General features: G+C 42.5%; 23 protein-coding genes and 1 tRNA gene. 13 read left to right on the top strand and 11 right to left on the bottom strand.

Going from position 1 to position 25958, the window contains the following annotated elements; all coding sequences use genetic code 11:
• The first annotated feature begins 38 nt into the window (after positions 1 to 38).
• Entirely contained in the window at positions 39 to 1022 is a 984-nt protein-coding gene (locus IYN84_RS04055) for a peptidoglycan DD-metalloendopeptidase family protein (protein ID WP_196137877.1), read from the top strand.
• 197 nt (positions 1023 to 1219) lie between these two features.
• Positions 1220 to 2185, top strand: a complete 966-nt coding sequence (rpoS, locus tag IYN84_RS04060; RefSeq protein WP_196137878.1) for an RNA polymerase sigma factor RpoS — start codon at positions 1220 to 1222, stop codon at positions 2183 to 2185.
• Between the two features lie 203 nt (positions 2186 to 2388).
• Here the strand turns inward: rpoS and IYN84_RS04065 are convergent, their stop codons facing one another.
• The 5 genes from IYN84_RS04065 to IYN84_RS04085 form a co-directional block, all read right to left on the bottom strand.
• Positions 2389 to 2670 carry a BolA family transcriptional regulator gene (locus IYN84_RS04065; RefSeq protein WP_196137879.1) on the bottom strand — a complete coding sequence of 94 codons (282 nt, stop codon included), beginning with the start codon at positions 2668 to 2670 and terminating at the stop codon, positions 2389 to 2391.
• A 37-nt stretch (positions 2671 to 2707) separates the two neighbouring features.
• On the bottom strand, positions 2708 to 3007 hold the full coding sequence (locus IYN84_RS04070; protein WP_196137880.1) for a YciI family protein: 300 nt from the start codon (positions 3005 to 3007) through the stop codon (positions 2708 to 2710).
• Positions 3008 to 3127: 120 nt separating this feature from the next.
• Entirely contained in the window at positions 3128 to 3793 is a 666-nt protein-coding gene (locus IYN84_RS04075; RefSeq protein WP_196137881.1) for an inner membrane-spanning protein YciB, read from the bottom strand.
• A 104-nt stretch (positions 3794 to 3897) separates the two neighbouring features.
• Entirely contained in the window at positions 3898 to 4200 is a 303-nt protein-coding gene (locus IYN84_RS04080) for a cytochrome C oxidase subunit IV family protein (protein ID WP_196137882.1), read from the bottom strand.
• A gap of 12 nt (positions 4201 to 4212) precedes the next feature.
• Positions 4213 to 4836 carry a cytochrome c oxidase subunit 3 family protein gene (locus tag IYN84_RS04085; RefSeq protein ID WP_196137883.1) on the bottom strand — a complete coding sequence of 208 codons (624 nt, stop codon included), beginning with the start codon at positions 4834 to 4836 and terminating at the stop codon, positions 4213 to 4215.
• 143 nt (positions 4837 to 4979) lie between these two features.
• Here IYN84_RS04085 and IYN84_RS04090 point away from each other — a divergent pair, with 143 nt between their 5' ends.
• The 9 genes from IYN84_RS04090 (at position 4980) to cysS (ending at position 14602) form a co-directional block, all read left to right on the top strand.
• Positions 4980 to 5813 (top strand): PHP domain-containing protein, encoded by an 834-nt coding sequence (locus tag IYN84_RS04090; protein WP_196137884.1) that lies wholly within the window; start codon positions 4980 to 4982, stop codon positions 5811 to 5813.
• A 139-nt stretch (positions 5814 to 5952) separates the two neighbouring features.
• A complete protein-coding gene (locus tag IYN84_RS04095) occupies positions 5953 to 6573 on the top strand; it encodes an L-threonylcarbamoyladenylate synthase (RefSeq protein ID WP_196137885.1) in 621 nt (206 codons plus the stop codon).
• 252 nt (positions 6574 to 6825) lie between these two features.
• Positions 6826 to 6912 (top strand) — tRNA-Leu (locus tag IYN84_RS04100).
• A gap of 351 nt (positions 6913 to 7263) precedes the next feature.
• Positions 7264 to 7617 (top strand): hypothetical protein, encoded by a 354-nt coding sequence (locus IYN84_RS04105; RefSeq protein ID WP_196137886.1) that lies wholly within the window; start codon positions 7264 to 7266, stop codon positions 7615 to 7617.
• A 75-nt stretch (positions 7618 to 7692) separates the two neighbouring features.
• The gene (locus tag IYN84_RS04110) at positions 7693 to 8292 is read left to right on the top strand and encodes a hypothetical protein (RefSeq protein WP_196137887.1); all 600 of its coding nucleotides are present in this window, start codon (positions 7693 to 7695) and stop codon (positions 8290 to 8292) included.
• Positions 8289 to 9401 (top strand): efflux RND transporter periplasmic adaptor subunit, encoded by a 1113-nt coding sequence (locus tag IYN84_RS04115; protein ID WP_196137888.1) that lies wholly within the window; start codon positions 8289 to 8291, stop codon positions 9399 to 9401. The genes IYN84_RS04110 and IYN84_RS04115 overlap by 4 nt, the downstream gene beginning before the upstream one ends.
• A 9-nt stretch (positions 9402 to 9410) precedes the next feature.
• The gene (locus IYN84_RS04120) at positions 9411 to 12518 is read left to right on the top strand and encodes an efflux RND transporter permease subunit (RefSeq protein WP_196137889.1); all 3108 of its coding nucleotides are present in this window, start codon (positions 9411 to 9413) and stop codon (positions 12516 to 12518) included.
• An 86-nt stretch (positions 12519 to 12604) separates the two neighbouring features.
• Positions 12605 to 12979 (top strand): hypothetical protein, encoded by a 375-nt coding sequence (locus IYN84_RS04125; protein WP_196137890.1) that lies wholly within the window; start codon positions 12605 to 12607, stop codon positions 12977 to 12979.
• Positions 12980 to 13177: 198 nt separating this feature from the next.
• A complete protein-coding gene (gene cysS, locus IYN84_RS04130; RefSeq protein WP_196137891.1) occupies positions 13178 to 14602 on the top strand; it encodes a cysteine--tRNA ligase in 1425 nt (474 codons plus the stop codon).
• Between the two features lie 158 nt (positions 14603 to 14760).
• Here cysS and IYN84_RS04135 read toward each other — a convergent pair whose 3' ends face one another.
• From IYN84_RS04135 to IYN84_RS04155, 5 genes are all read right to left on the bottom strand, one after another.
• Positions 14761 to 15474 carry a DsbA family protein gene (locus IYN84_RS04135; RefSeq protein ID WP_196137892.1) on the bottom strand — a complete coding sequence of 238 codons (714 nt, stop codon included), beginning with the start codon at positions 15472 to 15474 and terminating at the stop codon, positions 14761 to 14763.
• A gap of 139 nt (positions 15475 to 15613) precedes the next feature.
• A complete protein-coding gene (locus IYN84_RS04140; protein WP_196137893.1) occupies positions 15614 to 16894 on the bottom strand; it encodes a hypothetical protein in 1281 nt (426 codons plus the stop codon).
• Between the two features lie 90 nt (positions 16895 to 16984).
• The gene (locus IYN84_RS04145; protein ID WP_196137894.1) at positions 16985 to 18802 is read right to left on the bottom strand and encodes a hypothetical protein; all 1818 of its coding nucleotides are present in this window, start codon (positions 18800 to 18802) and stop codon (positions 16985 to 16987) included.
• A gap of 800 nt (positions 18803 to 19602) precedes the next feature.
• Entirely contained in the window at positions 19603 to 20562 is a 960-nt protein-coding gene (locus IYN84_RS04150; protein ID WP_196137895.1) for an ankyrin repeat domain-containing protein, read from the bottom strand.
• Positions 20562 to 21500 carry a hypothetical protein gene (locus tag IYN84_RS04155; RefSeq protein ID WP_196137896.1) on the bottom strand — a complete coding sequence of 313 codons (939 nt, stop codon included), beginning with the start codon at positions 21498 to 21500 and terminating at the stop codon, positions 20562 to 20564. Before IYN84_RS04155 ends, IYN84_RS04150 begins: the two co-directional genes overlap by 1 nt.
• Positions 21501 to 22034: 534 nt before the next feature.
• Here IYN84_RS04155 and IYN84_RS04160 point away from each other — a divergent pair.
• Entirely contained in the window at positions 22035 to 23762 is a 1728-nt protein-coding gene (locus tag IYN84_RS04160; RefSeq protein ID WP_196137897.1) for a hypothetical protein, read from the top strand.
• Between the two features lie 229 nt (positions 23763 to 23991).
• Here IYN84_RS04160 and IYN84_RS04165 read toward each other — a convergent pair whose 3' ends face one another.
• Positions 23992 to 24483, bottom strand: coding sequence for a DUF1203 domain-containing protein (locus tag IYN84_RS04165; RefSeq protein ID WP_210330290.1), 492 nt, complete (start codon positions 24481 to 24483; stop codon positions 23992 to 23994).
• Between the two features lie 476 nt (positions 24484 to 24959).
• Here IYN84_RS04165 and IYN84_RS04170 point away from each other — a divergent pair, with 476 nt between their 5' ends.
• Positions 24960 to 25913 (top strand): MBL fold metallo-hydrolase, encoded by a 954-nt coding sequence (locus IYN84_RS04170; RefSeq protein ID WP_196137898.1) that lies wholly within the window; start codon positions 24960 to 24962, stop codon positions 25911 to 25913.
• Positions 25914 to 25958 lie beyond the last annotated feature (45 nt).

Consider the following 25958-nt stretch of genomic DNA (forward strand, 5'->3'; position numbering starts at 1 on the left):
GCTCGATGTAATTCCGAAAGTAGCTACTGTTGATTGGGATGTTTCGTAGATTACGACTTAGAGCGAAGGTATACGTGAAGACCCCATCAAGTATCGGGAAACTGCATTTAATGCTCGCAGCAATGGCGCTGACGCTGGTTGCTTGTGGCAGCAAACCGCCTGCGCCTGTCTTTGATTTAACAAGTCGCCATTCACCATCCACTCAAACAACTGCCGCAGAACTAACTCTCGAGAGAGCAGAATCTATTAGTGTTGATATTCCGGATATTTATGTGGTTAAACCGGGTGATACTCTCTTTTCCATTGCCTGGTATTACTCTAAAGATCACAAAGAACTGGCAAAAATTAATGGCATCAGAAACAACACTATCTATCCGGGACAAAAACTTAAGCTGAAGAGTATTCAAAATCAGCTTTATTTTGACTCGGACTCATTGATAGCCGCACTTAACGAGGAAGTGCTGAATCAGCCTGTATCCGGCGTCATAATAAAAGCGCCAGGTGCAGCCAGTGACAAACCAGATATAAAGCAGGCGCGAATAAGCGTTCGAAATGCAACTCAGTCTAAAAAGCCACGAGTTTCAAAAATTCAAAAAATTAGGTCGTCCAGCAGCAGAGTTGCTCGTCGAGCTCAAACCAATCATAACAACTCACTCAACTGGATCTGGCCCACCGACGGCAAAATCCTTTCCCGCTTTTCTAGCAAAATTAATGCTAGTCGCGGTCTGGATATTGCGGGCGCTAAGGGACAGCCAGTACGTGCTTCAGCACCGGGGAAAGTTGTCTATGAAGGAAATGGCCTTAAGGGTTATGGCAATCTGGTAATCATAAAACACAATAACGATTATTTGAGTGCTTATGCCCATAATGACAAGGTTTACGTTTCCGAAAACGAAGTTGTAAAAGCCGGTCAGCGAATAGCTGATATTGGAAGTAGTGGGACAAAAAGTGAGAAGTTACACTTTGAAATTCGCTACAAGGGTAAGCCGGTTGATCCGCTCAACTACTTACCAGAAAGGTGAATTGAAAAAATTTAATAATTTTTTTTTAAAAACCTAAAGTTATAAATAAAACAGTCGATATTTTGTATTACGACTGTATAAAAAAATGTAACTTAGTCCAATATTCGCAGTCGTTGGTAATAGGGATTGCTGAGCCTTTCAGACCCAGTGATTTCGTTTTTTTGGGACATTATTGTCCTCATGGTGGAGAGCAAAACATGGCGAAACAAAACACAAAGAAAGTAAGCCCCGATCATACTGACCTTGATGTAGAAGAACCAAATGAAGCGCAACTAGCCGAAATTGATTTCCAGGAGAAGTGCAAAAGTACCGCCTCGCGAAGAGAAGGTAATTTTGATGCGACTCAAATGTATCTCGGCGAAATTGGTGCCTCACCATTATTAACAGCGGAAGAAGAAGTATATTTTGCGAGAAAGGCGCTAAAAGGCTGCGAAGCTTCACGCAAAAGAATGATTGAAAGCAATCTTAGACTGGTGGTCAAGATTGCACGCAGATACAACAACCGAGGACTTGCGTTACTCGATCTGATTGAAGAGGGGAACCTCGGATTAATTCGAGCAGTAGAGAAATTTGATCCTGAGCGCGGATTCCGCTTTTCAACTTATGCAACTTGGTGGATCAGACAAACCATCGAACGCGCGATAATGAATCAGACTCGCACCATTCGCCTGCCTATTCACGTGGTAAAAGAGCTCAATGTTTATTTACGAGCGTCGCGGGAATTGGCGCAAAAGCTTGATCACGAGCCAACCGCAGAAGATATCGCTGAAAAGCTGGGTAAGCCGGTGGAAACTGTAGCGCGTATGTTGGGCTTAAATGAAAGGATCTCTTCAGTTGATACGCCTATCGGTGCTGACAATGATAAGCCTTTACTTGATACCATTGCAGATGAAAGAGAATGCGGCCCTTCTAACCGTCTTCAGGAAGAGGATTTGAAACAAAGTATCGAATATTGGTTAAATCAGCTCGGTGAAAAGCAGAAAGAAGTTTTAGCCCGTCGTTTTGGCCTGTTGAATTACGAGGCGGCAACACTTGAAGATGTCGGCATGGAAATCGGTTTGACTCGTGAAAGAGTTCGCCAAATTCAGGTTGAAGCGCTACGTCGATTGAGGTTTATGCTTGAACGCCAGGGATTGACCTTATCCAGCATTTTTAACGTTTGATCACTGACTTGAGATAGGGCCTCAAAATCGGATTGCGGCCTGTCACTCAAAAACAGCCGGAAATCGGATTTACCAGCGAATTGGTGAATCCGGCGTAAGCTGTATTTATCAATGCGAAACCCAACAAGTACTTGATTTCTCCACCTCAAGCGCTCGTTGGGTTTAGTTGTTTTTAGACTCTGAAATAGAGCCATTAAGAGCTGTCAACTGATAGCGGCCTTGATAATCAACGCATGGATGTCTGTCTGCATCATCTCGCCCAATGCCTGATATACCAGCTGCTGCTGTTTGACCCGGCTAATACCTTCAAATTCCGCACTCTTGATTTCAAGCGTAAAGTGGCCTTTACCAGACTTTGCGCCCGCATGGCCTGCGTGTAAGTGACTATCGTCGGTAATTTTTATTTCTGTCGGTGAGAGAGCTGCTCGAAGTAGCTCTTCCATTTTTTTCATTCTTTGCTGGTTTGTTTTTGATAAATCGTTCATTTGTAACCTGTATCTGGCTTTTGCGGGACCTGGTGAATTAAGGGAGAACCTTCTTGAAAGGTTTAACCGTCACCGACTGATATACACCTGCGTCAATGTAAGGGTCAACTGCTGCCCAATCTTCCGCATCCTGCAAACTGTCAAACTCTGCGACCACCAGACTACCACTAAAACCGGCTTCACCTGGATCTTCACTATCAATTGCCGGATGAGGACCTGCAATAAGTAAGCGCCCTTGATCTTTTAAATCTTGCAGACGTTTAAGGTGAGCATCGCGTGCACCCTTGCGCATATCAAGGCTGTTTTCAACATCTTGTGAAATAATGGCGTAATACATAATTGTTTCCGATTGCTGGTTGATTAATGCATTGTAAAATAGAGAAATATATTCGAATTAGACAAGACGAATTTCAGATAGCCGGCATTAAAGAAGAGTGCCGGCGACCATAAGCTCTTGCTAGTCTTTACCGTCCAACGCATTGGACGTTGCTGACTCGGCTTTTTTGTCAGCAGTTGTTGCGTCTTCTTCTTCCTCAGGAAAGTAGGGGAATAGTTTCACAATAGTAAAGATGAGAAGTACTATATTCATCGCAAACATTCCGAACAGCTTAAAGTTCACCCAGAATGCTTCAGAGAAGTTGTAAGCAACATAAAGATTGAGTATTCCGAAAAGAGTAAAGCCTATCGGCCAAACCAGGTTGATTACTTTCCAAACGGACTCTGGTGCTTCAAAAGGTTGCTCGGATACGTTATCCATTAATTCTTTGACAACCGGCTTCTTGGATATATATTGGCGAAACAGGAAAAAGCCCGCGAAGAACCAGACAATAATACTGGCTTTCCATTGGATAAATTCAGCATTTCTGAGAATGAGTGTAAGTCCACCAAATACCAGAGTAATGGCAAATGTCCACACATGCATTTTTTCAAATTTACCGGATACCATTCGATAGCCGATGGTCTGGATTGCTGATGCTATTATCAACCCTTGAACAGCCGGATACATAGGCTCCTCGACTCCGGAGAAGAAATAGATTCCGACAAAGACAATAAGTGGAAAGTAATCGAGTAAAAACTTCATAATGGTTAAATGGTCAATTCTAAAACTATTGGAAGATATCATAACCTGATGGCTTGCTGATAGTCCTATATTTAAAATCAATTAAATCAGTTTTAGTAGATAATCGCTTAAAAACATAGAGTTAGAATATCTTTCTGGAAACTACATTAATAAACCAGCCAAACAATAAAGCTGATTGATATAGCAAAACCACTCATTGTGAGTCGCCACAGCGGCCTGACCTGTTTGATTCCCATAAAATAGTCAACAATAAGTTGAGCTTTAACCACAAGGATTATCAGGGTAGCTAGCAGTATTTCTTCAGTTAAGGCTTTGACTTCGCCGAAACAGGCACCAGCGACACTCAGAATAATTAAAGCCAGCCAGATACCGGTAGCTTTCCTGATTGCAGTGTGAGCCGGTTCCGGTCGGGGTTGTACGGAGTCATGCCTGACGCTGATATCTTTCATCAATAATAATCTCTAGTGAATAACATATACTATCGGGAAAAGTATGACCCATACCAGATCCACCATATGCCAGTAAGAAGCGCCGGACTCGAATCCACTTAAACTGTTAGATCTGTAGTAGCCCTTGCAAGTGTTGAACAGCATTACCGAAAGAATAGCCATCCCCAGCAGTACATGGGCAAAATGAAACATGGTGAGCAAAAAGTAAAAGGTGTAGAAAACATTGGTATCCAGATCGTACCCTGCGCTAAAAGCTGTTTCGTACTCGAAGAGTTTTACCCCAACGTAGAGCAGGGAAGCCACAATCGCGGCTAATAGAGAGTAGGCGGCAGGCTTGCTTTGTTGCAACTTGATGAAGTGACCGGCGAGAACTACAAAATAGCTTGCGGTAATTAATGCTATTGTATTAACTAATCCTGCAGTTCGGTTTAAATGTTGGTAACCGTCAGCAAAAATATCGGGGTGGTTCACTCTGGAAATAGCGTAGGCAATAAATAAAATGCCGAACACTGCGAGTTCCGCGTAAATAAAAAACCAGATAGCCAGGTCTCCGGGCAGACTTCGCCCGGTATTTTTAGAATTTTGACAGGTGTCATTAATATCGTCGTTCGGCTCGGAGGCCAGTTGCTGAAGCATGAGTAAACAAATTAGTGAAACAACTGACGCAAGGCTAACAAATAAATGTTAAAGTGCATCTGATCTTAATCAACACTGGCTCTGCAAATAGCTCTGAGCTGTGTATTTACATTCTATCTAAAAACTCTTCGCGACCGAGATTAATGAAATACGATTTTCATTGCCATTCACACTTTTCTGACGGTGCATTATCACCGCATGCTTTGGTGCAAAGAGCGGCGGATAACGAAATCACTCACCTTGCATTAACTGATCACGATTCTCTTTCTGGACTTGAACAAGCTATAGCGGCAGCACAAAGTTGCGATAAAGAAATTCGGATAATAAATGGTGTAGAGGTATCGGCCATGTCTGAGTTTGGAGAAGTCCATATCGTCGGATTAGGTGTCGATCCGCAAAATGAAGCGCTAATTAATAACCTGAAGTCACAAAATCAGGCACGTTGGCAACGAGCGGAGAAAATCAATAGCAAACTTGTTCGCTGTGGCATTGAAGGTGTTTTTGATTGGCTACAGGCCAACGTAGTCGAAGTCGTTACACGAACTCATATTGCCAAAGCTTTGGTTGAACTGGAAAAAGTCAGTGATATGCAGCAGGCGTTCAAAAAGTTTATTGGCCGTAAAGGGCGGGCAAAGGTTGCACAGGAATGGTTGCCTTTAGAACTGGTTATCGAGTTGATTCACAGAGCCGGGGGTATGGCTGTTTTAGCCCATCCCACGCGTTATCCACTATCCAACAGAAAGCTGAGTTATTTAATCGAAGCCTTTGCTGCAGAAGGAGGAGATGCCATTGAAATGTCATATCCCAGTCTGAACAAAGATAAAATGCAGTGGCTTTCCATCCATCGGGAAAAGCACAACCTGATGGTTTCCGCAGGCTCGGACTTTCATTACCCAAATTTAAAATGGACTGATCTTGGACGTTTTCCTTTTCTCGATCAGAGCCTTCCGCATGTGCTTGAGAAGTTGGTTAACTAGTTGTTCTGAATCGCAAGGATAAAGAAATTCGAAAACCGGTTAGGTAAGTCGCCGATACGCATGCTATCATTTGTTTGAAAGCTAATTAATTGATTTGATTAATATTTAATCAATTCTCAGTGCTGCGCAAGGCTAAAACATGACCCAATTTTTTGAAGTTCATCCAGAAAATCCACAAGCTAGACTGATCACTCAGGCTGTCGCAAGTGTTCGTAACGGTGGGTTGATAGTTTATCCTACTGACTCTGGTTATGCGCTTGGATGTCATATTGGTGACAAGAAAGCACTGGATCGGATTCGCAAAATTCGTAAGCTGGAAAAGTCGCATAACTTCACCCTGGTTTGTCGTGATTTATCTGAGCTGGCTATCTATGCAAGAGTCGATAATGCTTCATTTCGACTGCTAAAGAATCATACCCCGGGGCCTTACACCTTTATTCTAAGAGCTTCTCCAGAAGTCCCCAACCGATTGCAGCATGCGAAGAAAAAGACCATTGGCATACGCGTGCCGGATACGCCAATTGCACTGGCACTGCTTGAATCTTTGGGAGAACCATTGATGAGTACCAGTCTGATACTGCCTGATAGTGATATTCCTCTGGCCGATCCGGAAGAGATCTACGAGCAGCTCAAGGGCAAGGTTGACCTTGTTATTAACGGAGGCTATGTCAGTGACCAGCCTACTACAGTGGTGGATCTGATGGATGGATATCCAAAGGTTCTGCGAGAAGGAGCAGGGGATCCTTCCTTGTTTGAATAGCCTGTAATAGTCGGCTTATGGTCTGGGAGGTTGTTGTTACGGACTTACCAGAGCCTCTAATCGCATGAAATTTGTCCAAATTACTTTTTGATTTTAAACAGAAAAATAAATTTTGAAATTTATTACTATCAATTATTGCAATCGTAGAAACTTTGGATATAATTGCTCGCTCAATTCGGCCGCAACCTTGTCCACACCGAATTGAGATGAAATGGTTATATTATGAGTTTAGTATGATTTTAGTTTCATGATGCCAGAGTGGTGGAATTGGTAGACACAGGGGATTCAAAATCCCCCGCCTTTGCGGGTGTGACGGTTCGAGTCCGTCCTCTGGTACCATCTTCGAAAAGCCTTGCTTATAGCAAGGCTTTTTCTTTTCCTGATTTTGAATTTCCTTTTTGTAGCGCTTTCAAGAAGGTCGTTCGTTGCATATATCTGGTACAACACCAGCGACGTTTGTAATTTATTCGCGTAGGCTTTACATGAACTAAGAATTGGTTGAATGCGAAATACTCTGGTTGCAGCAGCAATTTGCCGGGGGAATTGTTTTTCCAGTGCTCCAGACGAATATCACCAAAATTGAGCGATAAGTATTGAACTTTCTAGAAAAGCCAGTAGACACAACCGATTTTATTGCAGCTGTAAAAGTTCAATGTTAGTATTTGGCGGTTTTAACGCTTTAAGATACCAATGCAGAAAATTATTCTCATAACAATGTTGCTTTGCGTTCTGAGTGCCCAGGTACTCGGAAGCGTTGCCTATGAGAATGAACAGCATAGTACTCAGGGTGATGTCCACAGCCTGATGCATGAGGTTGGTCAACCACATAGCCATGAGCATGATGATGAAAGTCAATTTACACTTTCTTATTCTGATGAAGCCTTTGAGCATATTAACGAAGATAGTGAATGCTGTGTAGTCGGCTTACTTGAAATGTCCTCGGCCAATGTATCTGCGCGAGATCCATCTAATGCGGTGAGTTCAATAGTTACTAATTGGTCTCCACCGTTTTTGCAATATATTAAGCCGCCCCCCGAAAACTAAATTCCAATAACTTATCGTATCTCTGTTCTCAGAAATGAGCGGGGATTTCTCGTATTTGTTTTTCTGGATATTTTTATGCCTTATAGAATTTTATCGCTGCAATACTGGCAGCGTAATGTTGCTCCTGTATTTTTTTCAGTTGCATTTTTGCTTGCCTTGTCGCAATTGGTAAACGCTTCCCCTGGCGCGCACGGGCCTAATGGAGAACATTTAGATGAGTCAGGTAAAATAGCCTTTTCTGAAAACCCCAAATTTGAAAGTTTTACCGAGTCATTTGAGTTGTTGGGTGAAGTATTTGAAAACAAATTGGTTATCTACTTGCATGACTTTAAGTCAAACGTTCCAGTCCCGCGTGCAAATATCGAGCTTGAATCCGGAGAGCTGTTAGCGTCTGCCGAATATTCAGAATTGTTAAAGGCATATATTGTAACTAATCAGGAAATGATCAAATTACTAAACAACGAAGGTGAGCACGAAATTGTTCTCACCGTAATCGCTGACAAAAATGACGATCTTATGAGTGCTAATTTAAATATTTCTTCTGAGCACGAAAATATTGGTAATCGTATGGACGAGCAGCATTTCCACTTTTCATGGTGGATATTTATCTCGTTAATCATTGTATTTGGTTTTGGATATTTTCTGGGGCGTACACATAAGGGGACAAGAGGATGAAATTAAAACTTTCTCTCTTTCTTTATCTTGGTCTATTTTCTGTGTCTTTGATTGCATCGCCTGGTGCTCATGGGCCTAACGGCGAACACCTGGAACAAAACAATAAAAGTAACGGCGAAATTGGAAGGCAGGCTGATGGTTCTGTTCTTATGCCAATGAAACACCAGGCTCTACTCAATATTAGAACTCAATTTGCTAGTCTGACTGTTGCCAATAAATATGTTCAAATGGATGCGGTAGTAAAGCCACATCCGGAGGGCTACGCAATCATTCAACCTAGTAGTGATGGTCGGTTGGATGCAACAACGCATGGTTTACCAACTAGTGGAACCAAAATAGAAGCAGGCGATATTCTTGGTTTCATTCGATATCAATATACAGCCTTTGATCTTACCAATCAAACTAGTGAACTAGTGGCCGTGCGAAATCAAATAGAGCAAACTAATCGTGATGTAAATCGTTTGACTCGTCTTGGTGATCTTGCTTCCAGACAAAAATTGGAACAACTTCAAACTCAACTTACTATATTTAAACAGCAAGAAAAAGTATTGCAAAAAGGGTTGGAAAAATCCGAAGCGCTTGTCTCTCCGATTTCCGGTATTCTGATTAATAACTCTGTTAGTAGAGGTCAGTGGGTTGAAGCTGGCAAAACACTATTCGAAATTGTTTCCCCAGAAAAATTTATTTTTGAAGGTGTCACTAGTGATATTGAATTAGTTAATAAATTGTCAACTGCTGAAGTTATGCAAGTACCCGGGTTAAGCCTGAATTATCTGGGCCACTCTCCAGAATCTGTAAACGGTTTAGTTCACACCAATTTTGAAAACCAGTCCAGGATAAAGAAAAATAACTTACTACTCAATCAAACCGTTACCATCAAGGCTCCAATCGATGAAAAAATCGAAGGTATTTTACTACCGTCTAAGGCCATTGTATTGAGTCCAAATAACCTGCCTCAAGTTTGGATCAAGCTCTCCGCTGAGCGTTTTTTGCCACAGATTGTTGAATATCAACCGCAGGAGCCCGGCGTTGTTGTCGTTACCAATGGCTTAGGTGCAGATAATCGAGTCGTCGTAGAGGGCGCTTCGCTTTTGAATCAGGTCAGGTAGGCGAACAGCATGTTTAATTTGTTAGTTAAATTCAGTCTCAAAAATCGTTTGCTAGTGCTGTTAGTTGCATTTGTAATGATGACTTATGGTTTAATACAGGGACAAAAACTGCCCATTGATGTTTTCCCAAACTTAAATAAACCCCTGGTCACAGTACTGACAGAAGCGGGAGGAATGGCTCCAGAAGAGGTCGAGCAGCTCGTCACTTTTCCAATGGAGAATTTACTCAATGGTGTCGCAGGAGTTACTAGAATACGTTCGACGTCAGGTATTGGTTTATCAATTGTCTACATCGAATTTGAATGGGATACGGATATCTATAGAAATAGACAGTTAGTTTCAGAACGTCTTGATCTCGCTGCAGAACAGCTTCCTTCCGGAATCACTCCTGTAATGGGGCCAATATCCTCGATTATGGGGGAAGTGATGTTGATTGCCTTGCCTGTTGATCCTCAGAGTAACGTCGATGCGATGCAGACGAGGGAATACGCAGATTTTGTATTACGACCGAGACTACTTTCTATTCCTGGAGTATCGCAAGTGATTCCTATCGGCGGTGAAGTAAGGCAGCTTCGTGTTGCTCCAGATACAATTCGTATGCGCCACTTTAATATCGATCTGCAACAGCTGCATGCTTCACTCAAGGATTTTGCAGCAAACTTCGGCGGAGGTTTTATTGATCTCAATAACGAGGAATATTTGATCCGCCATAAAGGCCGTACGCTAGATATCAACCATTTGAGAAATTTGGCTGTTGGTTGGCATGAGCAGCGCCCAATCCTGTTGTCGCAAATCGCTTCTGTCAATTACTCGGCTGCTGTTAAGCGAGGAGATGGCGGATTTAACGGAAGCCCTGCCGTTGTAATTAATGTTCAAAAACAACCGAATGCCGATACTGTGTTACTAACGGAGCAAATTGAACTGGCTTTAGAAGAATTGGTCACCGGATTACCAGACGGGATGATTGAACCCAAAGTTCTTTTCCGACAGGCAGATTTTATTAATTCATCGATTGATAATGTGACTGAAGCGCTTCGAGATGGCGCAATCATGGTAACCATTATTCTTTTCCTGTTTTTGTTATCAGCAAAAACCACTGTCATTTCTCTATTTGCCATACCGCTATCGTTAGCCGTTACCCTACTTACTTTTCAATGGTTAGGTCAAAGCATAAACGTCATGACCTTGGGAGGATTGGCAATTGCCATTGGTGAACTAGTTGACGACTCGGTGGTTGATGTAGAAAATATTCTAAGACGTCTTAGGCTGAATGCACAAGCAAAGCAACCTAAATCGATATTTGATGTAGTGTGGCAAGCGAGTATTGAGGTTCGGTCTGGAATTGTTTATGCGACAACAATAGTCATTCTGGTTTTTCTGCCGTTATTTGCATTGCCTGGTATTGAAGGTCGTTTATTTTCCCCATTGGGTATTGCCTATATAGTCGCAGTACTTGGCTCGCTGATTGTTTCCATGACGGTTACTCCGGTGTTGTGTTATTACTTGCTGCCCGGGGCGAAGGCTGTTCGTCAAAAAGATAGCTACTTGGTAACCAAATTAAAAAACTGGCAAAGTTTGTGGATTGAATGGGCATTACCAAAATCGAAATTATTAATTGCGGTAGCGGGTTTGGCCGCAACGGTGACAGCGGCAAGTATCATACAAATCCCCAGAGCTTTTCTGCCTTCATTTAATGAAGGTTCACTGGTTCTCGGAATGATTTTTGAACCAGGCACATCATTGAAAGAATCTAACAGGATGGGGCATTTAGCAGAGTCGTTATTGTTGTCGGTTCCCGAAGTCACACAGGTAGGACGACGCACAGGACGAGCAGAACTGGATGAGCATGCAGAAGGGGTTCATTCATCAGAAATAGATGTGGATTTGAGACCATCGAAGCGCAGTCGCAAAGAGGTATTAGCGGAGATCCGTGAAAAGTTATCTGTGATACCGGGTCAAGTTGCGGTTGGTCAGCCGATATCTCATCGCCTGGACCATTTACTTTCCGGTGTAAGAGCGCAACTCGCGATTAAGCTCTTTGGCGATAATCTGGATAGCCTGAGAGTAAATGCGGAGTCTATACGGAGCAAGCTAGAAAGCATTCCCGGTCTCGTTGATATTAACATTGAAAAACAGGTATTGATTCCGCAGTTAAGCGTTCATTTGAAGTATGATGAACTCGCTAAATACGGCTTAACGCCAGGGTTTGCATTACGCCAGTTAAATGTGTTAACTGAAGGTATCAGAGTCACCGATGTGATTGATGGCGTTAAGCGTTTTCAGCTGGTACTTCGACTGGATGATAAAAATCGCACACCGGAGCAATTAGCAAATGTATTAATTGATTCTCCTGCGGGTGCAATTCCACTATCCTATATTGCCGAGATTCAATTGCTCGATGGTCCAAATCAGATCTTGAGAGAAAATAACCGTCGCCGGCTTGTGCTTTATGCCAATAGCGAAAATGTGGATGTCAAACAGTTGTTAGCCTCTATCCGACAAGTTATTGCTCAAGAAAAACCAGATGAAGACAGTTTCATCAGTTTAGAAGGTCAATTCCTGGCACAAGAACAAGCGATGCGATTATTGATTCTATTGTCAGCTTTGTCATTCGCGTTGATCTTCCTGGTGTTGTATCTTCGATATCAATCGATGGTGTTCGCCACAATCATCATGTGCAGTTTACCCATGGCGCTAATCGGTTCGGTCGTTGCCATGTGGATTACGAGTACTCCATTGTCTGTCGCATCTGTTGTTGGCTTTATTACTCTAACCGGAATTGCTGCTAGAAATGGTATTTTGAAGATCAGTCATTACTTGAACTTGATTCGTTTTGAAGGAGAATTTTTTAACAAAACGCTTATTATTCGAGGTGCAAAAGAAAGGTTGTCGCCAGTGTTGATGACATCCTTGGTAACCGCTTTTGCGCTCACGCCATTACTTTGGGCGGCAGACCAGCCGGGAAAAGAAATTTTACATCCGGTAGCAATCGTTATTTTTTCCGGATTAATGAGTTCAACGCTACTGGACACTTTGCTTACGCCATTGCTGTATTGGCGATTTGGTAAAAAACCAACAGAAAAGTGGTTAAGCACAAATTCAGCAGAATTGATTTAAAAGAGATATGCAGTGATACCTTAGCGTTTTACAAAAAACAGGTACACTATCTGTTAAATATTTAAACAACATAAAGAGAGTGAACTATGAAAACGTCATTTTTGAAAGTAGCAATAATCGCATTCGTTTTACTGGCATTCAATGCGTCTGTTTCTGCACATGGCGATACCGAACCTAAGCATGGCGGTATCGTAAAAATCGAGCATGAAATGGTATTTGAGCTAGTTCGAGAGGAGGCGGGCGCCAGTATCTATTTACGCGACCATGGAAAGCCGTATTCAACAGAGAAGCTAACAGGTAGTTTGGTTGTTCTTGCCAACGGTAAGAAGTCAGACTCCAGCCTGATTGCCGCAGGTAATAACAAAATGACAGCTGAAGTGAAAATTCCGGATGGCGCAAAGGTTTTAGTAAAAGTAAAAGAAGAAGGTCATCATTCAGTGACTGTCAGGTTTGCTTTTTAACAGTAGCCCTGCTATTGCCTCTATCCCAAATAGAGGCTTTTCCTTTGCTCCAGCGTCTTTTAAAAATGGCGGATTTTGGGGTTCATTCTTATACAAAACATACAAATCCGTTGTTTTCCTCAAAAGAAAAGTTATTACAAGAGCAGGTCATTCAAGGTAAAATAGGTCCTGATTTGTCAGATTGATAGAAAATTAAGAATGAAATTAAGCTTATATAATACGTTGTTGCGCGAAAAAGAGACTTTTAAACCCATAAATCAAGACTCTGTTGGTTTCTACAGCTGTGGTCCTACGGTTTATAGTCGAGCCCATCTGGGAAATATGCGAGCTTATATTTTTGCCGATCTATTGAAAAGAACACTGCTTTTGTCCGGCTATTCGGTTAACCATGTAATGAATATCACCGATGTCGGTCATTTAACCGACGATGCTGATGATGGTGATGACAAGCTTGCATTAAGAGCAAAGAAAGAAAAAGTCACTGCCTGGGAATTAGCGCTTCGTTATGAAGACCTGTTTTTCGCTGATTGTAAAGCGTTGAATATCAGGCGACCTGATATCGTGTGCAGAGCGACAGACCATATCAAGGAACAGATTGATATGATCAGCAGGTTGGAGGAAAAAGGATTTACCTATCTTACCGATGATGGGGTCTACTTTGATACTAGCCGTTGTGATGACTACGGCAAACTCGCTCGTTTGGATATTGAAGGTCTGAGAGAAGGGGAAAGAGTCGATATCGGCCAGAAGAAAAGTAAAACCGATTTTGCATTATGGAAATTTTCACCGAAAGATAGTCAAAGAGATATGGAATGGGATTCACCCTGGGGAAAAGGCTTTCCCGGCTGGCATATTGAATGTAGTGCGATGTCCTGTCGCTATCTGGGAGAAAGTTTTGATATTCATACTGGTGGCACCGATCACATTCCGATCCACCATACCAACGAAATTGCGCAAAGTGAATGTGCCAATGGAACACATCCTTTTGTTCGTTACTGGATGCATTGCCAGTTCCTGGTTTTTCCTTCGGGAGAAAAAATATCAAAATCGCTGGGTCATGATTTATCCATAGATGGTCTAAGAGATAAAGGAATCGATCCTTTGGCATACCGTTATTTATGCCTAACCGCGCACTATAGAAATTTTCTTAACTACACCGAAGAAGCTATACAGGCTGCTGAAAAGTCACTTAAAAGACTTAGAGCACTATGTCAGAAATTTGGCTATGTAAAAGGAACTAGTGAAGCGCAAGATCGACAAACTGATTTCAGTGAGTTAATGCAGAAGTTTCCACAAGTGTTTGAACCATTAATGGATGATCTCAACTCTGCTAAAATGATTGCTGCATTTTGGGATATCCTTAAAGATGATTCTATTGATAGTCATGCAAAACTTGAATTGATTACTGCTGTCGACAGTGTGCTGGGAGTCAGTCTTGAGCTGGTCGACACCAGTCGAAGTCTTGAAGTACCAGCAAACATTCAGTCACTTGTAGAACAGCGTAATGCTGCGCGTAACAATAAAGACTGGTCTTTATCTGACAAGCTTCGAGATGAAATTGAAGTCCTGGGTTATCGCATTGAAGATACCAGAGAAGGAACTTTAGTTTCCAGGTTAGACTAGTTGCGATTAGCTGTAACCTACGTCGGGGATTTTCAAGGACGAGTCAATTGGCTCGTCTTCAATCATTAAACTTTTTATATTGATCTTTTAGGTCGAAATAAATTCCTGCTCAATTAATAAAAGCCTTCAGTCCTATCTCAGTTTTTAAAGCAGTGTGCTCAACACCAGCTAGCCTGTCCTTCTTTACCCACTTCCAGTAACTCAATCACGTTAGCTTCGATGATTTTATAACCAACATTGCCGAATAGTTTCTGACGGCTTTCATTTAGTAGGTAAGTCGGGCTGCCGTCGAGTTTATTGGTTTCTTTAAGTTGCATATCACGGCATAACAGCGCCATTGCAGAGCCGTCACTAATTAGTTGTTGCAGCGCTCGATTATCAATCCCGAATTCATCGGTAATTTCGAATAAGTTGCCCATCTGGCTGATATCGATCGCTTCGTGAAAAAATGCATGACGAATTTGCCAGTCGACTATCTCCAGCCAGGTTTTGTTGTTAAAGTCGGACTGTGGTTGGTGGGAAATTTCACCGGATTGCTGCAGTAACTGCACGGCCTTTAACAGCAAATGAGCAGGAGCCGAGGTTTTGGGGCGGCAGCTTTTCCAGATTTCCGGATTAACCGTGATATGGGGAAATTGTTCGGCCACTTCCAGTACATGCCTGGTAAAACCTTCAAACCCACCTTTTTTCTTCCAGCCCAGACCTATTCTGGTTTCCGTGTCGCCGAACAGGGTGACATGGTGGTAGTTGATAGCCACCTTGTTGCCGAAGTTGTGTTTGAGTTCATCGAGGCGGATTTGACCCAGATATGCCCAGATACAGAGAACATCGGAAAAGTAGGAGAGGTGGACAGGGGCGCGATTTTCACTCATAGCTCAGCACTCTATAGCTGTTTTGGAAATTATTAATAATATAGCAGTTTGGGGAGGATTCATTGATCCTGGTTCTAATGTTTCGTTTTTTTCAGTTATTCTTTCTTATCACTTATTACCTGACTTTTTTAGTTCTATATTAACTTGCGCAAGTCGTATTGATCTGGATTTTAAACTTAACTATTGCATCATCAATTTTAATTGTGATTTCTTTTTCATAGGTAAAGCCATTACAGATAAATCGGACGCTGACGTTTTGTCCCGAACCGATGCTTGAGTCACCAAAATATATCGGTAACTTTACAACCGCGCCACAGGTTGTATCCGCCCAGAAAAGCGGGAAACCTTGTGGCAGATTCATATCAGTTTTTTTGCCGTATTTTATCCGGCCTTTGGGGAATCGATTACGACGAACGCTGTTGGGATTTTCCCGCATCTGTTTTTCCAGGTTTCTCACCACATCCAATGTTAGCTCGCCGATATTTTCACCGGAAGAGGAGTACTCAACTGACATTAATCTGGCATCCCAGCGACAGTTCTTTCCTGTGGAATTAACCGTGGTAGAGATTACGTCCATATCTACAGGCTTTCCTCCGCCTTTGTATTCAAATGCAAAGCGTCCAAAGGCTAACACCAGCCAGTAAAAAAGTCTGGCTCTTGGATCGAGCGGTCCTGTTTTTTCCTTGATGCAATCGTAAAGTCGGCTATCACACTCTAGCCGATCTTCCTCGGTGCCACCTCTGCCATAGCAAATATCGTGTGCGTAGCAACATTCTTTGAAGCTGGGATTAATGCCAATAAAACCTTCGGGACCGCAGCCATTAATGGTTGTCGGTCCGATAGCAGCGGCCAGGTCTGCCAGCGTTGAAATATTCATTAGCGTCGCCTTGGGAAATCCCTCTAACGCGTAATAGGGCGCAAGTAATCCGGCGTTGGAAAACAGTGCGTTGTTTGAGAACTCAGCAAGCGCGCTCAGGGTTTTATTACTTAAAGCGGCAAACTGGTGCGGCAAACGAGACAGTATTCTTAAGGTCGCAATATTGAGTTCGCCACTCGCATCGATTTCAGCGGAGATAATTTCAAAATTAAATTCGGATGCGATAAATATTCGCTGAATGCCGCCTTTAAATTTCTTTACTCCGTAAGTCATCTCGGATTTTTCATAGGTTAAAGCTTCTATTTCAATCGGCGTCGGCGGGACGCCGCCTAATGACTCATCGATCAAATCCAGGATACGGGTGAGCTCGCGAATACTGGCATTACCATAGATATCGGCAACGCGCAGTGCATCTTCCGGCATGCTGTAGGGTTTGTGTTTATCTAGCAGTGAAGCCAGCTGTGAATCGACGCCCAGATGAAAAGCGATGGCTTCAGCCGTCATCGATTCGATATTGTTCTTTTTCCGTCCGTTTTCATTCATGTTGATTACCGTTTGATTTCTCGCATCATTTTGAACAGAGTTTGCTTCACTTGATGGTTTCTCTCCCGCTGCTTTTTGCGGGTTACCTTTTCAGACCAGACTCACTCGCTTTCCGTCAGAGTCGACAGAAAAAACATCGGCACGTAGTGCCCATACATAATTACCGTCGCCATCTTGCTGGGGAAGTGAAGCGATAATATGAAATCCCTGCCTGTCAGCAGCTGAAGCCCATTCGGCAATCGCTTTTTTATCGCCAACCTGTTTCCATAAATGTAATGGAACCACGCCCGGAGGCGTCTGTGAGTAACCTAGCATGGTTCTGCCGAAAGTTTGAAAACGCCTGCTCTTGTTATTTCCGATAGGATATTTCGGATTGCCTCTGGGGTCCTGATTCAGGCTCGCTTTGATATTCGGCCTATTCTGATCGCGGGTGATGGCGTAAAGGTTGTTTTCCACTTTATCGCCGACCACCACGATAAATGTCGAATGAGGCAGCGCAGGCGGATTGTAGTTCACCGTATGCACAATACGCGCAGGCGGAAAGAAGCCGTCTCCGAAGGCATCTTTGACCAGATCATAAATGGTTTTAAGCCCTTGCTTTGCAATTTGTTTGACCAACTTTCCACCGAGATCGGCCAGCGGCGCGGCTGGTGTTGTCGACAAAGCGCCCTTGGCGGCGTCTCCGGCCTGATCAGCCAGGTCTTCAATTTTATCTTTGATTTTTTCGTCGTTGTCTTTGATTAGCTCATTTAGTTTGTCGGCGTAGGGAAACTGGTTTTTTTCTGTGAGTGAAAAGGTATACACAAATACGTTAAATCCCGGTTCAATATTTTCAGTCCAGCCGGGCGGCATAATTTCGTCCCTTGGTGGCTGATGATATTGAGGCGGGATCACCGGGCTTGGCGAGCTGTAATGTCTCAAGTTGTCGCCGCTATAAACTTCGATCACCGTATTTAAATAGGTGCTGTCACTGGCTCTGAGGTCGTCGTTGGTCGAGCTGACCGGGGTAATGCATTGCGCCGCAAAGTTCGAACCGCTGGCTTGAAACGGACGCTCCACCGAAGCAACGGCTACCGCGCCAAAATCTTTAGGCGGTTCATTAATATAAAGCCAGTCATCAGGGATGAACTGTTCGGGAACTTCCTTAATGTCGGCACCGGCGGGCCAGTAACGTCGGGTGATGGTTCTGGGCGTGTCATTATGGACGGTATAGGCATCGATAAGCAGTGAGCAACACAGACTTCCTGCGGGATTTTCAAAAATCATGTCGCCTTTGGCGGTCAGTTTTTCCTGTAATCCGGCAAGGTGTTCGACTAGTGATTCTGACGGCAGAGGGAAGTGGTTGGCCAGCAGTCGGCTGATGATGTCGTCGATGGCTTTTTCGGTTAGCCCCATTTCCTGTAATGGTTCCCGGATTAGCGCCGAGTTTTCACGCAAAGATTCTTCGGCAGAGGTACGGACATAAAGAATCAGCGCTTCCATAAATTCCGCCAGTTCAGGGTTAATCTCTGAAACCATTTTGGCTTCTGCAGTAAGACCGATCAGCGGTAGTTCAAATACAGATTTGGGTTGGGCAAACAGGCGCTCGCCCAGGATCTCTTTGTCGGGTGCTTCTGCGTTTAATTCCGCTTCTTGCTCCAGGTTATCTTTATTATCAAAAGTGAATTTCTCGATGGTGATCTTGCCGGTTTGCAGAATTTCCTCGGCAATTTGTTTCAATTCCCTTGTGGTGATTTCTGCTCTGTTTTTTTGCAGTTCCAGTCCTGGAATTGAGATTGCTACTCGATCGGCGGATAGTTTGGCTACGCCAATTTTTCTGAGGTAGTTTGCAAATATATCGGGGCGGTAAAGGCTGACGATATTTTTTGAGTTACGCACGCGCATGACTCTTCCTCCCTGTTGATTCATGTTAATTCATGTTGATAGTCAAGTAGGAAGGAGTCTTATTTCGCGTTTTTGATTAAGCCTTTTTCAAACAGGCAACGCAGCTAAGAGTTGATATTTGGTTAACGTCTTTCCTATTTAACGATCTTCCTGCTTAATGGTCTTTCAATTGAACGGTTTTCCATGCGGTTTGGCTGGATTGGGATGTTTAAAAAGGTTTGTAAACCAAGCGCAAATATAAGGTGATTAGTGTTTAAAGAAAAAGGTGATTGGTTTGGTTCATACCTTGAGGGAAATATAGTAAAGAAGGTCGGGCAAAGCAAAGTGAGGGGGTATAGAATAGAGATAAAATCTTGTGGTGAGATAAATGCGTTTTTTTTGGTGGGGGCTTTGCAGGCTTGTTGTTTAACGCTTTTTCTCGAAACTTGACGCGTGTTACTTGCTAGTAATTTCCAATAACTGAGATGTTTTTTTGAGGAAAGCTTTAGGATATTGATAAATATAGTGTTTTAGGTCAATTGTTGGGGTGGGCAGATAAATGCTGATTCGTTATATTAATTGCCGTTTAGATCGCTACACCTATAAAGCTGCCCCTTCTGGATGGCTAGTTAGAAAAAAGAGGTGGTGGGGGTGATTAGAGTGTATTTGTTTATGATTTTATTCTGCAAGGAAACAAGTGATTTTTTGCTTTTGCTCAAAATCAAATACTCTGACCCCATTGATTCTGAGGATGTCCCCTTAATTTCTTCCCTCGAAGTGAGGGCGGGATGGGAGGTGGTTTTATTTTGGACGGGTGTCCTGCTTATTTCTGCTTATTTACTCCCTTAATTTTCCTTAATTTTTTCTTTCAAGACATCAATAAATTCCTGTGCTGAAGCTCCATCATCTCCCACAACCGCAGCATCTGCGCCATTTTTCAGCAAATAATCAACAATACTAATCTCACCTAATAAAGCTGCATGATGTAAAGCTGTATAGCCAGATTCATCTTTTATGTTTATATCCGCTCCGTTTCTAACAAGAGATTTTATGGTTTGCAAATTATTTAATCTTATCGCGTGCATTAAAGCCGTAAAGCCATTTATATCCTTTATATTCGGATCTGCTCCTTTCTCCAAAAGCGTCTTGATAACATATTCATTACCACTGACGGTGGCAATAACTAGTGGAGTACTACCGTTTTCCGAAATCAAGTTCACATCTGTCTTAAACCTTAAAAGTTCATCAAAAAGCTCAATCTGTTTCGTTGCAATACTTAAGTATAAAAGGCTATAACCATCAATAATGGTGTTTGGGTCGTAGTTATATGACAATAACAGAGCAATCGCTTGTAGGTTTTTAGCAATATATGCAGACCTTAAAGTCTCTTCCGAATTGTTGATGTGCACAATTTTCTTTTCTGCTTTTAATAAAAGCTCCATACACTTCAATGATCTGACGATTATCGCTAGCTGTATCGGTAATAGCCCTTGCGAAGTCTTTTGGTAGATGTTTGCGCCTTTATCTATTAAAAACTTAAGAATGTCTTCATATTCGTTAGATACAGCATAATGAATAGCTGCTGCGCCTCCATAGCTAAAATCAACATCTACTTTATAAAATTCAACAAGTTCTTTTACTAAATCTAGTCTTCCTTGTTTAGCGGCCACCAACAAAACAAGTTCTCGTTCATGCTCAGTTAATTCGCTCAACTCTTCATTCTCTGCGACTAAATTGCCTACAGGAAAAACTACTACAAACAGACCTATAAATACTAGACTAAAAATTCTTCTTAATAACTTCATTAGTGAGAAAACCTACGTTTATATATATTCCAGCGTATCATACTAGCATCTAACATTCTAAGATCGCCTCTTATTTGCCCCATTTCATTATGAATATCTATAATCTTACTATACTGATTCAACCACTCGCGACCGCGTCTCAGTTCGGATGCATGCTCTGTATAGGATATTAAAAGCTCTTTAGCTACGACTTCTACAGTTAACTTAAGAGCTTCTTTTCGTAAATCTAAACGCTTTAAACTACTTACAAAGTCTCTCTCGATTGTAGTATCATATCTTAACATATTTGCACTCTCTTCTTCGAAAGCTATTTCTATTCCATGCGCTTCCAGAAGAGACTCTAATCTCATTTCAGCTTGTCTTAATTCAAGTGACAATTTGTCATATTTTTCTAATAACCTTAATTTTTTTGCTTCATATCTCTTTTTTGCTTCACCATAATAGTCTGGCCCGTTTGGGTGACTCAAATGATTAAACACCCATCTAAACGCATTAGTCAAAGCCCCATTTGCAAACTTCCCACCAGATAACTTTGACATAGTACCACCAACAATTGCAGCAACTGTAATCTTCCCGAAATTGGTAGGTGTACTTTCAATTAGGGGGGTTGCCAAAGAAGACATCATAGAGCTAGCAAAGCCATGTCCGAACTTGCCACCTTGAAGAACGCTACTAATACCCCCTGCAAAAAGATGTGCAGTATACCTTTGTCCTACCGTCCACTCTGTTTGTCCGCCGATATAGTTCATCATACCTGCGGTTAATGCCCCAGCAGCAAAATTGCCCCCATTAATCAATGCCACCATGCCACCAACATACATTTGGAGAAACACAGGTGCTGATTGACCGGCAGTCATTACTGTCATAACGATTCCAATACCAACCAGTGTCCAATTGGTATCAGGTTTTACAGCAAGGTAGGTTGGGTTATAACCCAACAATTTTCCAATAGAAATAGCTGGTAGAGAAAAAGAAAAAAGGAGAAAAGTCAGCTTTATAATAAGTTAGCACTTTATCGCTTACTCCCATTTTTATTACCAGCCCAGCTTCGAGGAATTCGTTGATAGGACCAAAACAAGCTACTTTAAACTAATGAAGATTTAACAGACACCCAGATTCATATTTGACGTATTCGCTAGTTTTATTAAGAACTCTTGAGTTGTTGAGAGTTTAGAGTTGTTGCCTGTATCAAAAAGCCTATCATTTCGGCATTCGTACTAAACCGTAAAGACGAATATTTAGAATTGATACAAAAGTCGAGCTTGCCCCATTTCTATTAAACAAAAATACAGACAAGGAATGCCTGTATTCAAAAATTAAAAACATCACAAGAATAAAACCAACAACTCATTAAAATCCTTGTTTCGGCACGAGAACTTCATGCCAGCAAAAATACAGAAAAAGAACATCGCATCATTTTTGAGCTACCATAATTATTATCACATACCCAAATTAACCCACATGAGGAACCCATGAAAAAATATATTGGTATGCTCTTTAAACTACTTTGCATTGTTAATCTCTTGTTGAGTTTTACGGCACGCGCAGCTTCAACACCAACCCCCACACAAACTTCAACACCTGTAGCAACTTTCACCCTTCAAGACAAAACAGGACTCGGAAAAAATCACAAAATTTACGTTCTCGGATTCTCGTCAAACCCTGGTTACTACTTAAATTCAGATGGCACATGGCTGCCATTAACACAACAAGCCAACGGACAAATTCCCTGCTTTGAATTAGGCACAGATAAAGGACAAATTAATAAAGTCAAAATAGATTCGTCACAAACCACGTTAAGCGCAAGAGTGTATTTTTTTGCAGACGACCAGGGCACCTACGGAACCTGTAATAACGGCACCACTTCAGCAGGTACAGGGACTACACAAAAGAACGGAATATTTGGCACCAATAATTTTTCCTATACATGGACATCTCCCTCGACGTTTGGCGTTGTCGGTATTACACAAGCCAGCATTGGTGCGCCAGGCACAGGCATTCCTTTATACTCATTTAGTGAGATAGGCCCGGGCCCATCCAACGGCACTATCGATGTTTCTCAAGTCGATTTATATTCCTTTCCCGTCACCATTGAAGCCAGTGTATTAACGGGAAATCCAGGTGTAATTGGTAATTCGTACAACGCTACAACACCAACAAAAACAGTAAGTTTTAGCGATAACAGCAGCTACACCACTTTTATTAATGGCCTTGCCGGAACCGGCGGATGCAAAAACAACCCAACATCCGTAGCCTGTCCCTACCTGGATTTAGCCGTTCCCTATGGGAACTATTCTATACTGCTTAACCCGGGCGGCTTTTTAAATTCCAATACCAGTGCCGCACAAAACAGTAAATTACAAAAAGCCTTCGATACGATTCTTGCTGAATTATGGAAAGATAAAGCGCCGAGCATCACACTTGCGAATGGCGGTATACAAGGCTCTGCTCCACAAGACACCTTTGTCGGAACTTCTGTGAGCATGATCTATCCCTGCAATAAGACAGGCGTAGGCTGTCCAACCGTGCGCGCCATTAAATTTGTGGGAAAAACATCAAAATATGTGGCATACATGTTTAGCCCCATTGATTACGCATCCGGTTGCGCAGCAGGCACAATAACCGGATGCCCGGCAGGCAGTATTGCCAGTAGCGGTAACCAGGTATTTAGTGGTGCAGGCGTTTTTGGTACCACCGCCACAACCGAATACAACAACATGGTAAGAATTCAGGGTAGAAAAGCCAACCTCTTGCCTAAAGACACCACACAATATGGCGTTGGCAGCTATGCATCGCAAGTTGCGAGACTGGGGTTAATCATGACGCAAGCGTTAAATCATGGCGCATTTTCACAATGTAAAGGGACCAATAAAAAATGGAAAGGATATGATTGGACTTGCTTAAACCTGCAAACCAATTGGTATCCCACCCAGGCAAGTGGCGTGACACAAAATTTATACTCCCAATTTATGCACACCGCTGCCAATACAAAAAACATTCCCTTATTTGTACAGCCACCCAATGCCGCAACAAGCGCAGGCGGAACATTAATGGGGATGGCTTATGGATTCAGCAATGATGAAAAGCCCACCCCTCAGGTGCCAAACACTGCCGACCCTGAAGTTCCTTCAAAAATGGACGGTACCGTTATTTATAACGGCGCAGGGCCATACACCATCACTCTAGGCCCATGGAAATAGCAAAAAAATACCGGCTCATACGATTTCGTGTGAGTCACACAGCTAACAAAGCCCCCTGTCTGAATAAGGGTAAACATAAAATAGAAATAGCGGGTTGGACCAAGGTAACTTATTGTAAACAAGCGATGTTGTGCCTCACAGCCCTTGTCTACAGCGCCTTAAAAACGGATCTTGAGGCGAAAAAATGGTTCTTTAAGCAAGAAGAAAATGGCAAGAGCAAATCACCATTTTATACCCGGTCGATCCGGCAAGCGAAACAACCAGGGATGGTATTGTGCGCGTGAATATAGGCAATCTGTGGATTGGACAAAATCTTAATAATATCGCCTGTAAGTGCCTCTCCCTGGGTAACGCAAGCTTCCTGCATATCGCCGTTCTTATCATACCCACGTAAAGAAAGTAATCGAGACACCATAACATCGGGTATTTGATTCTCCGACCATTCCACCGGCCGAGAATGCTTACCAACAAAAATGGGGCCTGAAGCACGGTAGGGCGATTTCACATCATGGTGCTGATAATTTAAAGCAAGAACCTTTTCGCCTTTTTTAATATCTTGCAGCGAAACGCGACAAGGATAGCCAGGATAACTATCGGCGGTAAGCCAGCACGCATTCAGTTCAGCTAGTTCTTCATCGCTCATATTCATTAACGAGTCGAATAGTGAGCTATCTAGCCCGCTAACTTTAAAACCGATTTGTTTTTGAGTTCGACCACTCATTTTTCTACTCCAGAAATTATCAATTATACTAGCGCCATTTCTATTATGGTTGCGCTATTTCTATTATGCTAGCCCATTCATAAAAGCAATAAATTGGGTAAATGAGTTATCAATATTAGTGGAATGAATGATTGGCTCTACCGAAAAATGGACGAGCAATTTTAAAACGGCGTTAAAAACGGCGTTAAAAACAGCGCTAAAAGCAGCGTCAAAACAGACGCTAAACCGGTAAGATTCAAGGCAAGTAACGGCTCGGGGCTACTCCGGTAGCCAGCATTCCAGGCGCCAAAAAAAGACTGAGGTCAGAGTAGTCAATGACAGGCAGCGGTATTGAGTACTTAGTTTGTCAGAAAATTAATAGTCTTCAACCTCGTCAAAGCCCATAAGATTGGGGTATTCTTCGTTAAATAGTTTACCGATCCCAGGGGTATTGTATGAGTGAGACCAGGATCAATTAATAACAGGGAATAATCAACATGAAGTTAATAAGCTCTCTAATAGCTTTAATCTTTCTACCATTCACCCAGACCATAAAAGCTGACGATAAAAACCTGAATCAGGTTAGCGAATTAAAAGTGACCACACTGTCTACCATGTTGGCTAATCGCGGGATTGGAGAGTGGGGGTATTCTGCCCTGATAGAAGTCGATGGACGCAAAATTTTATTTGATACCGGTTATCGTCCTCAAACCGTATTACAAAATGCCAAAGAACTAGGCGTGGATTTGTCTGAGGTTGAAGATGTCATTTTAAGTCATAACCATGGAGACCATACCGGCGGTTTGGAAACTTTGCGTCAGCACTACAGCGAGAAAAATAACAATGCATTAAGTCGTGTTCATGTTGGGAAAGGAATCTTTGCTCAGCGCGCTGGAAGAGAAAACCGAATGCTGGCAATGAAAAAAAAGCTTGAGAAAGAAGACGTTGTTTTTAGCGAATATATGGATGTGAAAGAAATCTATCCCGGAGTCTGGCTAACCGGCAGCGTTCCTCGTGTTCATCCTGAAAGAAACTGGAGTGGTAACGGAAGGATCGTCACCGCTGATGGTGAGATTGAAGATAATATTCCAGAAGATCTGTCGTTGGTGGTAAACACTGCGCAGGGTTTTATTCTAATCTCTGGCTGCGGTCATGCGGGAATCATCAACACCATGGAGCATATCGTGAATAAAATACATCCCGGAAAAATCTCCACCGCCATCGGAGGTTTTCATCTGGTGAGTGCTGATGATCGGCATCTTAAGTGGACCGCAGAAAAGCTCAAACTATTTGGTTTAAAAAACATGATGGGCGCGCATTGTACCGGTGTCAACTCGCTTTACACCTTGAGGCGTTTGTTAAACTCAGATCGAGAGCATATGGTTGTTGGTTCAGTTGGGGATAGTTTTAGTTTGAAAGATGGTGTTAGAGCAGGGGGAATTGCCAGGTAGCTGGTTTTATCTTAAAGCAAGCGTTTAACCAATGGGTGAAGTTTG

Origin of the sequence: Aliikangiella sp. G2MR2-5, from assembly GCF_015687155.1 — a bacterium.
GTDB lineage: Bacteria > Pseudomonadota > Gammaproteobacteria > Enterobacterales > Kangiellaceae > Aliikangiella.

What these genes read in the sequence shown, in the direction of transcription:
- IYN84_RS04055 (WP_196137877.1), top strand. Translation starts at nt 39, where the DNA reads ATGTTTCGTAGATTACGACTTAGAGCGAAGGTATACGTGAAGACCCCA.
- rpoS (WP_196137878.1), top strand. Translation starts at nt 1,220, where the DNA reads ATGGCGAAACAAAACACAAAGAAAGTAAGCCCCGATCATACTGACCTT.
- IYN84_RS04065 (WP_196137879.1), bottom strand. Translation starts at nt 2,670, where the DNA reads ATGAACGATTTATCAAAAACAAACCAGCAAAGAATGAAAAAAATGGAA.
- IYN84_RS04070 (WP_196137880.1), bottom strand. Translation starts at nt 3,007, where the DNA reads ATGTATTACGCCATTATTTCACAAGATGTTGAAAACAGCCTTGATATG.
- IYN84_RS04075 (WP_196137881.1), bottom strand. Translation starts at nt 3,793, where the DNA reads ATGATATCTTCCAATAGTTTTAGAATTGACCATTTAACCATTATGAAG.
- IYN84_RS04080 (WP_196137882.1), bottom strand. Translation starts at nt 4,200, where the DNA reads ATGAAAGATATCAGCGTCAGGCATGACTCCGTACAACCCCGACCGGAA.
- IYN84_RS04085 (WP_196137883.1), bottom strand. Translation starts at nt 4,836, where the DNA reads ATGCTTCAGCAACTGGCCTCCGAGCCGAACGACGATATTAATGACACC.
- IYN84_RS04090 (WP_196137884.1), top strand. Translation starts at nt 4,980, where the DNA reads ATGAAATACGATTTTCATTGCCATTCACACTTTTCTGACGGTGCATTA.
- IYN84_RS04095 (WP_196137885.1), top strand. Translation starts at nt 5,953, where the DNA reads ATGACCCAATTTTTTGAAGTTCATCCAGAAAATCCACAAGCTAGACTG.
- IYN84_RS04105 (WP_196137886.1), top strand. Translation starts at nt 7,264, where the DNA reads ATGCAGAAAATTATTCTCATAACAATGTTGCTTTGCGTTCTGAGTGCC.
- IYN84_RS04110 (WP_196137887.1), top strand. Translation starts at nt 7,693, where the DNA reads ATGCCTTATAGAATTTTATCGCTGCAATACTGGCAGCGTAATGTTGCT.
- IYN84_RS04115 (WP_196137888.1), top strand. Translation starts at nt 8,289, where the DNA reads ATGAAATTAAAACTTTCTCTCTTTCTTTATCTTGGTCTATTTTCTGTG.
- IYN84_RS04120 (WP_196137889.1), top strand. Translation starts at nt 9,411, where the DNA reads ATGTTTAATTTGTTAGTTAAATTCAGTCTCAAAAATCGTTTGCTAGTG.
- IYN84_RS04125 (WP_196137890.1), top strand. Translation starts at nt 12,605, where the DNA reads ATGAAAACGTCATTTTTGAAAGTAGCAATAATCGCATTCGTTTTACTG.
- cysS (WP_196137891.1), top strand. Translation starts at nt 13,178, where the DNA reads ATGAAATTAAGCTTATATAATACGTTGTTGCGCGAAAAAGAGACTTTT.
- IYN84_RS04135 (WP_196137892.1), bottom strand. Translation starts at nt 15,474, where the DNA reads ATGAGTGAAAATCGCGCCCCTGTCCACCTCTCCTACTTTTCCGATGTT.
- IYN84_RS04140 (WP_196137893.1), bottom strand. Translation starts at nt 16,894, where the DNA reads ATGAATGAAAACGGACGGAAAAAGAACAATATCGAATCGATGACGGCT.
- IYN84_RS04145 (WP_196137894.1), bottom strand. Translation starts at nt 18,802, where the DNA reads ATGAATCAACAGGGAGGAAGAGTCATGCGCGTGCGTAACTCAAAAAAT.
- IYN84_RS04150 (WP_196137895.1), bottom strand. Translation starts at nt 20,562, where the DNA reads ATGAAGTTATTAAGAAGAATTTTTAGTCTAGTATTTATAGGTCTGTTT.
- IYN84_RS04160 (WP_196137897.1), top strand. Translation starts at nt 22,035, where the DNA reads ATGAAAAAATATATTGGTATGCTCTTTAAACTACTTTGCATTGTTAAT.
- IYN84_RS04165 (WP_210330290.1), bottom strand. Translation starts at nt 24,483, where the DNA reads ATGAGTGGTCGAACTCAAAAACAAATCGGTTTTAAAGTTAGCGGGCTA.
- IYN84_RS04170 (WP_196137898.1), top strand. Translation starts at nt 24,960, where the DNA reads ATGAAGTTAATAAGCTCTCTAATAGCTTTAATCTTTCTACCATTCACC.